Genomic DNA, 6,783 nt, shown 5'->3' with positions numbered 1-6,783 from the left:
AGCAGGGGATGGTCCGGGGTGAAGGCGTGGGCGGCGTCGCGGCCCAGGGTGGCGGCGAGATCGAAGCGGAAGCCGTCGATCTGCACGTCTTGCGCCCAGTATCGGAGCGAGTCCAGCACGAGACGGGCGGCGGCGTCCGTTGCGGTGTTCAGCGAGTTCCCGCACCCGGTGACGTCGATGTAGGTGCCGTCGTCCTGCTGCCGGTAGTAGTGGCGGTTGTCCAGACCGCGCAGGCTCGTGCGGGGTCCGCCGAGACCTTCTTCGCTGGTGTGGTTGTAGACGACGTCGAGGATGACCTCGATGCCCGCCTCGTGCAGGAGCTTCACCATTCCCTTCACCTCGCGCAGGACCGCGTCAGGGCCTCGGCGACGGTTCTCCTCGGTCGCGTACGCGGCGTGGGGGGTGAAGAAGTTCAGCGAGTTGTAGCCCCAGTAGTTGGCCAGCCCGTGCTGCAGGAGCCGAGGTTCCGTGGCGAATGCATGAATGGGCAGCAGCTGCAGGGCGGTCACCCCGAGCTGCTGGTAGTGCTCGATCATCGCCGGATGCGCGAGGCCTGCATACGTGCCGTGCAGCGCGGGCGGCACTCCCGGGTGGCGCTTGGAGAGTCCCTTCACGTGACCTTCGTAGATCACGGTGCGATCCATGGGGGTGAGCGGCTTCGTGACGCCTCCCCAGTCGAAGCTCCGATCCACCACGACCGACCGCCAGTCCTCGTACCCGTCACCGGTGGCCAGGCCCCGGGAGTACGGTTCGATGAGCAGCGTGCCACGGTTGAAGGTGGCCCCCGGCGTGCGTGGGCCGTCCGCGCGCACGGCATATCGCGCACCCGGCCGCAGCAGATCGCTGCTCACGCTCCACACGCCGTCACCGACCGGTTCCAGCGGGATGTCCGCGATGCTCCAGTCGAGGTCGGCGTCATCGAAGACCACGAGCTCGATCGCATCCGCGTCCTCTGACCACACGCGGAGGGTGCCGCCGCCGTCGTGCAGGGTGACTCCCAGATCGTCGAAAGCGGGCGAGGAAAGAGCCGGCGCGGGCGCAGTGGAGGGGGCGGGGGACATGCGATCTAGAGTAGTGACGCCGCGAGAAGGCAGCACTCGGACGCGAGACCGTCGAAGGAGGGGGATGGTCGTCTACCTCGATCACGCCGCCGGCACATCGCTGCGCCCCGAGGCGCGCGACGCCTGGGTGCACGTGCAGACGCGCGTCGGCAATGCGTCGGCGATCCACGCCGCCGGCCAGGGCGCGCGCCGCCTCCTGGAGGAGGCGCGCGAACGGCTCGCAGCGGTGCTCGGATGCGGATCGATCGAGGTGGTGTTCACGTCGGGAGGCACCGAAGCGGTGAACCTGGCGATCAAGGGCCTGTGGGACGCGCGCGGGGGTGAGGGGGATGCGATCGTCCTCCCCGACGGCGAGCATCACGCGACCCTCGACACGGTGGGATGGCTGGCAGCCCGCCGCGGGGCCCGTGTCCGCTCGGTGGAGCTGGACCGGCTGGGGCGCATCCCGCCTGCGTCCTTCGGGGCGGCCCTCCCGGGTGCGGCCCTGGCCACGGCACTCGTCGCGAACAACGAGGTCGGCACCGTCAACGACGCGCCGGCACTCGCGGCGGAGGCAGTCGCCGCGGGGACGCCTCTCCACCTCGACGCCGTCTCGGCCTTCGGGCACGTGCCCGTCGACTTCGCTCGGTGGCGGGGCGATGTCCGCGATGGAACGGGGCTGGTGGCACTCAGCGTGTCGGCGCACAAGATCGGAGGGCCCGTGGGGGTGGGCGCGCTCGTGGTGTCGCGCCACGCCGAGCCGACGCCGCTGCTGCACGGAGGCGGACAGCAGCGCTCCCTGCGGGCGGGAACGCAGGATGTCGCCGGAGCGACCGCCTTCGCCGTGGCCGCCGAACTCGCCGTCGCCGAACGGGAGGAGGAAGCCAGGCGCCTCTCCGCGCTGCGCGAGCGCGCGCTCGCGGCCATCCGCCGCGACATCCCCGATGTCGTTCCCCTCGGAGATCCGATCGACAGGATCCCGGGCAATCTGCACCTGCATCTTCCGGGAGCGGGGGGCGAGTCCCTGCTGTTCCTGCTCGATCAACGCGGGATCGCCGTCTCCACCGGCTCGGCGTGCCAGGCGGGCGTGCCCGAACCGTCCCACGTCGTGCAGGCGCTGGGGTTCGACGAGCGGGCGGCGCGACAGGTGCTTCGCATCACTCTCGGTCGCACGAGCACCGTCGACGACGTCGACGCGTTGTCCGCGGCGCTTCCGGAAGCGGTGTCGCGAGCTCGCGCCGCCCGCTGAGCAGGCCGGGTGAGGACCGGCGGTCAGGCGCCGGTCAGTCCGCCGTCCCTAGACTGGTTCGCATGAGGATCCTTGCGGCGATGAGTGGCGGTGTCGACTCGGCGGTGGCGACCGCCCGGGCGGTCGAGGCCGGTCACGACGTCGTCGGCGTGCATCTGGCGCTGTCGCGCGCAGGCGGCACGCTCCGAGCCGGCAGTCGCGGCTGCTGCACGATCGAGGATGCGATGGACGCCCGTCGCGCCGCGGATTCACTCGGCATCCCGTTCTACGTGTGGGACTTCTCCGAGCGCTTCCGCGATGACGTCATCGATGACTTCGTCGCCGAGTACCGCGCCGGTCGAACGCCCAATCCCTGCATGCGCTGCAACGAGAAGATCAAGTTCGCCGCTCTCCTCGAGCGCGCTCTCGAGCTCGGCTTCGACGCGGTGTGCACCGGGCACTACGCCACGCTCGTCGAGGGTGAGGGGGGACTCGAGCTGCACCGCGCATCCGACGCCGCGAAGGACCAGTCGTATGTGCTCGGGGTGCTCACCGCCGATCAGCTGGCGCACACGTACTTCCCCCTGGGCGACACGCCCTCGAAGGAGCTCGTCCGGTCCGAAGCCGAAGAGCGGGGGCTGACCGTGGCCCGCAAGCCCGACAGTCATGACATCTGCTTCATCCCCGACGGCGACACCCGAGGGTGGCTGGCCGACAGGGTCGGGGCGGAGAAGGGCGACATCGTCGATCGCGCCGGCGCGGTCGTGGGATCGCACGAAGGGGCGCACGCGTTCACCGTGGGGCAGCGTCGGGGACTTCAACTCGGCGTGCCCGCAGCCGACGGCAAGCCCCGCTTCGTGCTCGAGGTCAGGCCGGTGTCGAACACGGTCGTGGTCGGACCGAAGGAGGCGCTCGCGTGCGCGCGCATCGCGGGCGTGCGCCGCTCGTGGGCGGGCGCGGCCCCGACGGAGTCGGACTTCTCCTGCCACGTGCAGATCCGCGCTCACGCGGAGCCGGTGCCGGCGCTGGCGTGGATCGAGGACGACGTGATCACCGTCGAGCCGCAGACGCCGTTCGACGGCGTCGCCCCGGGACAGACGGCCGTGCTCTACGACGGCACGCGCGTACTCGGCCAGTTCACGATCGACCGGACGGAATCAGCCGTTCCCGTCGACGCATGAGGGTGGCCGCGATCCCGCTCCGGCCCCGTCCGACCGTCGTGTCGGCGGGCGTCCATAGACTGACGGGGTGGCTGAAGGTGAACGGGCTGAGCTGACTCTCGACCAGGCGCGCGACGAGGTGAGAGCCCTCACCGACCGCATCGGCGCCGCGCGCGACGCCTATTACGGCGACGATGCGGAGATCGTCGACGACGCCACCTACGACGGCTGGATGCAGCGCCTGGACAAGCTCGAGCGGCTCCACCCGGAACTGCAGGGACAGGATTCCCCGACGCTCACCGTGGGCGCGGCCTCCGGCACGCTGTTCGCGCCGGTCACGCACGCCGAGCGCATGCTGAGCCTGGACAACGTCTTCAGCGAGGAGGAGTTCCGGGCGTGGGCGGCACGCGTGGAGCGCGATGCCGGTCGCGTCGTGCCGTTCCTGTGCGAACTCAAGATCGACGGCCTCGCGCTGTCGCTTCGCTACGAGCACGGCAGGCTGACCAGCGCCGCCACGCGCGGAGACGGTCGCGTCGGCGAAGACGTGACGGAGAACGTGCGCGGCATCGCGGGCATCCCGTCGGCGCTGCACGGAGACGAGCATCCGCCTCTGGTGGAGGTGCGCGGCGAGGTCTTCTTCACGGTCGCCGACTTCGACTCGCTGAACGCCTTCCAGCAGGAGCAGGGCGACCGCCTGTTCGCCAACCCGCGGAACGCCGCGTCGGGATCGCTGCGCCAGAAGCGCGAGGGCAAGAACAAGCGTCAGCTGCAGGCGATGCACGAGCGGCTGTCGCGGCTGCGGCTCACGGTGCACGGGATCGGGGCCTGGCCGAATCCGCCGGTCGCGTCCCAGAGCGAGGTGTACGGTTTGCTGGCGTCGTGGGGTCTTCCGGTCAGCCCGTACTTCCGCGTGGTCCCCGATGCGGCGGAGGCCGCCGCATTCATCCGTCATTACGGCGAGCACCGCCACGACGTGGAGCACGAGATCGACGGCATCGTCGTCAAGGTCGACGACCTTGCGATGCACGAGGAGCTCGGTGCGACCAGCCGGGCCCCGCGCTGGGCCATCGCCTACAAGTATCCGCCGGAACAGGTGAACACCAAGCTGCTCGACATCGTGGTCTCGGTCGGACGCACGGGGCGCGCCACGCCCTTCGCCGTCCTCGAACCGGCGAAGGTCGCCGGCTCGGTCGTGCGTCAGGCGACCCTCCACAATCAGGATGTCGTGAAGGCCAAGGGGGTTCTGATCGGCGACACCGTCGTGCTCCGCAAGGCCGGCGACGTCATTCCCGAGGTGCTGGGGCCGGTCGTCGAGCTGCGGGACGGCGGTGAACGCGCGTTCGTGATGCCCGCGAGGTGCCCGGAGTGCGATTCACCGCTCGCCCCCGCGAAGGAGGGCGACATCGACCTGCGCTGCCCGAACACCAGGTCGTGCCCGGCTCAGGTGCGCGGTCGCGTCGAGCACATCGGGTCGCGCGGTGCGCTCGACATCGAAGGACTGGGCGAGGTGTCCGCCGCCGCCCTCACGCAGCCGGTGCGCCCCGAGGAACCCCCGCTGAGCACCGAGGCGGGCCTGTTCGACCTCGGTCCGCGCGACCTGTTCGGAATCGATGTGGTCGTGCGCGACGCCGAGACCGGTCTCCCTCGACTGCTCGAAGACGGCACCCCCGATACACGGTCGCCGTTCCGGCGGCGTCGCAAACGCACGGATCCCGTGTTCGACGACGGCGGCGATTTCGACGGCGACGCTGAGCACATCCTCTCCGCCGCGGCGACATCGCTGCTCGCGAATCTCGACGGCGCGAGGTCGAAGGAGCTGTGGCGCTTCCTCGTTGCGCTCAACATCCGGCATGTGGGTCCGGTCGCCGCCCGCGCCCTCGCGCAGTGGTTCGGATCGGTCGATGCGATCCGGGCAGCGACCCGCGACGAGCTCGCGGCGGTCGACGGCGTCGGCGGCATCATCGCGGATTCCCTGCAGGCATGGTTCGATGTCGACTGGCATCGCGACATCGTCGAGCGATGGGCCGCGGCCGGCGCGCGATTGGCGACTCCCGGTCACCCCGGACCGGGGGCGGCGACCGTCGCGGGGGGCGTGCTCGAAGGCGTCGCCGTCGTGGCGACGGGGACGCTGGAGGGCTACACGCGCGAGGGAGCGCAGGAGGCGATCGTCAACGCGGGCGGCAAGGCGGCTTCGAGCGTGTCCAAGAAGACCGACTTCGTCGCCGCCGGTCCCGGCGCGGGATCCAAGCTCGCCAAGGCGGAGCAGCTCGGGGTGCGGGTGATCGACGCCGCTCAGTTCCACCTGCTCGTCACCGAGGGTCCCTCCGCGCTGGAGGAACCGGCCTGACCCCGGACATCCGTCCGGCGACGGCCGCCCGGCTCAGACGTCGTCGGCAAGGAGTCGATCGCGCACCTGCCGCCGCAGCACCTTGCCGATCAACGATGTCGGCAACTCGTCGACCACGACGACGCGCTTGGGCACCTTGTAGGGCGTGAGCTCCTCGCGGGCGAAGGCGCGGATCGCCTCCGGGTCGATCCGGTGTCCGGCGGCGGCGACGACGGCCGCGACGACCTGCTCACCGGCACGATCGTCGGGCAGGCCGACGACGGCGGCATCGGCGATGCTCGGGTGCCGCCGCAGCGCGTTCTCGACCTCGGTCGGAGCGACGTTGAAGCCGCCCGTGATCACGAGCTCCTTGATGCGGTCGACGATCCGGACGAACCCGTCATCGTCGATCGTGACGATATCCCCGGTGCGGAACCAGTCGCCTGCGAAGACGGCGGCGGTCTCCTCCGGCTTGCGGAAGTACCCGTCGAAGACCTGCGGACCGCGCACGATCAGCTCACCCGCCTCCCCCGGGGGCATGTCGCGGCCGGGATCCTCGGGATCCACGACGCGGCACTCCGTGCCGGGGAGGGGGAGTCCGACGGTTCCGGGGACGCGGTGGGGGGCGACCGGGTTGGCCATCAGGACGGGGGAGCACTCCGACAGGCCGTACCCCTCGACCAGATAGCCGCCGGTGGCCGCCTCGAAGGGGACGACCAGATCGTGGGGAAGCGCCATGGCGCCGGAGATCGCGATGCCGGTTCCCGCCAGCGACACTCCCCGCTCCTCGGCCGAGGCGAGCAGGCGTCGTGCGATCGGCGGCACGAGAGGGAGGAACGTCGCGGGCCGCTTCTTCGTGACTGACAGCACCATGTCGGGATCGAAGCGAGGGAAGAGCACCAGGCGGGCCGCCATCGACATCGCGAACGTCAAGCAGAGCGTGAGGCCGTAGGCGTGGAACATCGGAAGCACCGCGTAGACGACGCAGCCTTCGCCGCGCGTGATCGTGGGAACCCATGCTCGGGCCTG

5 protein-coding genes are annotated in these 6,783 nt (G+C 70.7%); 3 read left to right on the top strand and 2 right to left on the bottom strand.

Features of this window, described 5'->3' with window-relative positions:
- The coding region (locus tag B4E30_RS13060; RefSeq protein ID WP_286795530.1) for an alpha-amylase family glycosyl hydrolase at positions 1 to 1,061 on the bottom strand (1,061 nt) is incomplete at its 3' end.
- Between the two features lie 64 nt (positions 1,062 to 1,125).
- On the opposite strand from B4E30_RS13060, the gene B4E30_RS13055 reads away from it, so the two are divergent.
- The 3 genes from B4E30_RS13055 (at position 1,126) to ligA (ending at position 5,775) form a co-directional block, all read left to right on the top strand.
- Positions 1,126 to 2,289 carry a cysteine desulfurase family protein gene (locus B4E30_RS13055; RefSeq protein ID WP_194385141.1) on the top strand — a complete coding sequence of 388 codons (1,164 nt, stop codon included), beginning with the start codon at positions 1,126 to 1,128 and terminating at the stop codon, positions 2,287 to 2,289.
- 62 nt (positions 2,290 to 2,351) lie between these two features.
- Positions 2,352 to 3,449, top strand: a complete 1,098-nt coding sequence (gene mnmA, locus B4E30_RS13050; protein ID WP_194385142.1) for a tRNA 2-thiouridine(34) synthase MnmA — start codon at positions 2,352 to 2,354, stop codon at positions 3,447 to 3,449.
- A 67-nt stretch (positions 3,450 to 3,516) separates the two neighbouring features.
- On the top strand, positions 3,517 to 5,775 hold the full coding sequence (ligA, locus tag B4E30_RS13045) for an NAD-dependent DNA ligase LigA (protein WP_286795529.1): 2,259 nt from the start codon (positions 3,517 to 3,519) through the stop codon (positions 5,773 to 5,775).
- Between the two features lie 33 nt (positions 5,776 to 5,808).
- Here ligA and B4E30_RS13040 read toward each other — a convergent pair.
- The coding region (locus B4E30_RS13040) for an AMP-binding protein (protein WP_286795528.1) at positions 5,809 to 6,783 on the bottom strand (975 nt) is incomplete at its 5' end.

This window comes from Microbacterium sp. UBA3394, from assembly GCF_002358725.1.
Taxonomy (GTDB): domain Bacteria; phylum Actinomycetota; class Actinomycetes; order Actinomycetales; family Microbacteriaceae; genus Microbacterium; species Microbacterium luteum.
The sequence above is the reverse complement of the archived record's forward strand: the minus strand, read 5'-3'. Positions and strand labels throughout refer to the sequence as shown.